A 2,806-nucleotide genomic window follows, 5' to 3' on the forward strand; every position below is an offset into this window, starting at 1 on the left:
GCCGTGCCGCAGCGCGGACTCGGGCAGCATCTCCATGGCACAGGCCAGGTCGATGGCGGCATGCTGTGGCGCCGCCGCGACATCGGGCAGCAGGCCGGCGCACGCGAGCACGAGACGAGCCCGCACCCGCTTGCCGGGTGCCGCGAGAACATGCCGGTAGATGGCATCGAAATCGCCACCGGTCATGAGGATTTCGTGCAGGCGTTCGGTGACCAGCGGTAACAGTTCGACCGGCCCGACGGCCTTGTCGTCGACAACCGGCCGCGTGGTGACCGACGGTCTGGGCAGCACCGCCACCTGATCGCCCAAGTGCTCCGGGTGCACTGTCGGACGAGCATCCTGACGGTGCGCTGAGGGTAGCGCAAGATTATCCATAGCGCTGAACTCCTTTGGTGTGGTCACGGTGGCAGTGAGGTTCACCCCGACTGGTGCACAGGGGTTCACGGGGGTTCAGGCCGGGCAGTCGCTGGGAGCGACTTATCACAACTACCGGGCCTGAGCTCCCGATCGCCGGCTACCGACGGGTAGTTTTGTGGACCGCGGGCCCACTTGTCAAGCACTACAACAGGTTTCAACATTCGAACGTGGTATTAGATAGTGCCGCAAAGTAATTCATGCGCCATTCGTGCTGCGAGAGCGGTGGATCAACTCCGGCGCCGGACCGGATGATTTCAAACTCGCAGCACCCCAACAGATTCGGTGACACTGCCGACCGATGGGTAGCAATGTGTTTGCGCATGGGTAAGCACCGGGGCTGGCGCGGCACTGCGACAGAGATGCTCGGACGTGACGACCCCTTGTGGGGTCGCGCCGACTACGAGGCCGGTCCCCGGTATGCCGGGAAACGCCTGTTCAAACCGTTCGCCGAGGACATTATCGTCCTGCGGGCGATCACCGAGAAACATGGGACAACGCTCGACTGCCGACTCTACGGCCGCGACTGCGATGCCGCGAATCGGGCTCGGCGCTTGGTGAGATCACCACAAATCGGAACGCGGATGTTTGACAACCCTCCCAACCGGCTCACGCAGACGCGGCCTTGAGATATGTACGCGCACTTAACAATTCGTCCCAAATGTCAAAGCGGAACGATGATCGTTTCAGACTCAGGGTGCCCGGCCGGCCCGCGCAACCCCGGCCACTACGCGGCGATCGAGACCCTGGCGACCAAGATCGCCGGGCTGCCCGGCGTCGCCTCGGTCCGGTCGATTTCCCGGCCGCCTGGGCACCCTCACCTGAGGCCGCGGTCGACAAGCAGAGCGGGGGTCGTGAGCGACCGGCTCGGCACGGCCGCGGGACAGCTCGCCGCCGCACGACCCGATGTGCGGCGGCGCTCCGGTAGCTCGGCCCCGCTCGACGCGAGCGCTCAGCGTCTGCGGGCGGGCAGCGCCGAACTCGCCGCCGGCATCGATGTCGGCACCACCGCGGATCGCCCGCCCGCGACCGAGACCCCGGAGGTTGCCCAGAACGCGGCGTAGCGGCCGCCCGCGCGCAGCAGCTCGTCGTGGGTGCCCTGTTCCACGACGCGCCCGGCGTCGACGAACACGATCTGGTCGGCGCGCTGGACGGTGCGCAGGCGGTGCGCCACCGTCACCACCGTCCGGCCCGCCATCAGGCGCTCGATGCCCGCGTGCACGGCCGCCTCGTTCACTGGGTCGAGCGCGGAGGTGATCTCGTCGAGCAGCACGATCGGCGCGTCCTTGAGCAGTGCGCGGGCGATCGACACACGTTGGCGCTCACCGCCGGACAGGCGGGCGCCGCCCTCGCCGACATGCGCGGCCCAGCCGCCGGGCAGGCGCTCGATCACCTCGTCGAGCCGGGCCGCCGCGGCCGCGGCGCGCACCTCGGCGTCGGTGGCGTCGGGGCAGCCGAGCCGCACGTTGTCCTCGATGGTGCCGTCGAAGAGGTAGACGTCCTGGAAGACGACGGCGATCCGGGACATGAGCTCCTCGGTGCTGATGTCGCGCACGTCCACTCCCCCGACCCGGACCGCACCCGCGTCCACGTCGGCGAAGCGGGCGAGCAGTTGCAGCAGGGTGGTCTTGCCGGCGCCCGACGGGCCGACGACGGCGAGCGTGCTCCCGTCGGGCACCGTCAGCGACACGTTGTCGAACACGGTGCGATTGCCTTGCCGGAAGGCGACGGAATCGAAGGCCAGGTCGTGGCAGGCCGGGAGCGCCGGTTCGCGCGGATCCGGCAGCGGCTCGGTGCGCAGGACCTCGTCCAGGCGCGCCAGCACCGACCGTGCGGCGCGCAGTTTGCCGCCGATGTCGGCCAGAGAGAGCAGCGGGTCGGCGCAGCGGGCGGCCAGCACCAGGATCGCCAGAATCTCCGCGGCGCCGATACTTCCGTTCAGGACGAGGTACGCGCCGAGGACCAGCAAGACGGTGAACATCGCCTGCACCGTCAGTGCCAGGCCGACCACGCCGGGCAGCGCCGACAGGGTCGATCGGCGCGACGCGCGCTGCAGTGCGGTCAGGGAGTCGTCGAGCAGCCCGAACCGTTCACCGGTGCGGCCGCCCGCCCGCAGCACCGGCTGGGCCCGCAGGTACTCGATGACCCGACCGGTGGCCTCGGCGCCGCGCGCGGCGGTGTCCGCGTCGCGGGGGCGGGGGGGGCGGGGGCGCCGCGTATTGTTCGGGGGGGGGGGTGGGGCGGGGTGGGGGGGGGGTTTTTACGCTGGGGGGGGGCGGGGTGGTTGGGGGGGGCCGCCCACAGCCATGCTGGACGTTCTCGACGCAACCTTCGAATGTCGTCCCTCGTCCAAGGTCGACCAAGATCTGGAAGGTCGGCTACCGCAATACTC

1 protein-coding gene and 1 pseudogene are annotated in these 2,806 nt (G+C 69.4%); both read right to left on the reverse strand.

What is annotated here, in order from left to right; genetic code table 11:
* Positions 1-309: pseudogene (locus ACFWPJ_RS29690) on the reverse strand (polyprenyl synthetase family protein); the annotation flags it as partial.
* Between the two features lie 1,057 nt (positions 310-1,366).
* On the reverse strand, positions 1,367-2,533 hold the full coding sequence (locus ACFWPJ_RS29695; protein ID WP_378856356.1) for an ABC transporter ATP-binding protein: 1,167 nt from the start codon (positions 2,531-2,533) through the stop codon (positions 1,367-1,369).
* Between the last annotated feature and the right edge of the window lie 273 nt (positions 2,534-2,806).

The sequence above is a fragment of the Nocardia sp. NPDC058497 genome (genome assembly GCF_042720195.1).
Taxonomy (GTDB): domain Bacteria; phylum Actinomycetota; class Actinomycetes; order Mycobacteriales; family Mycobacteriaceae; genus Nocardia.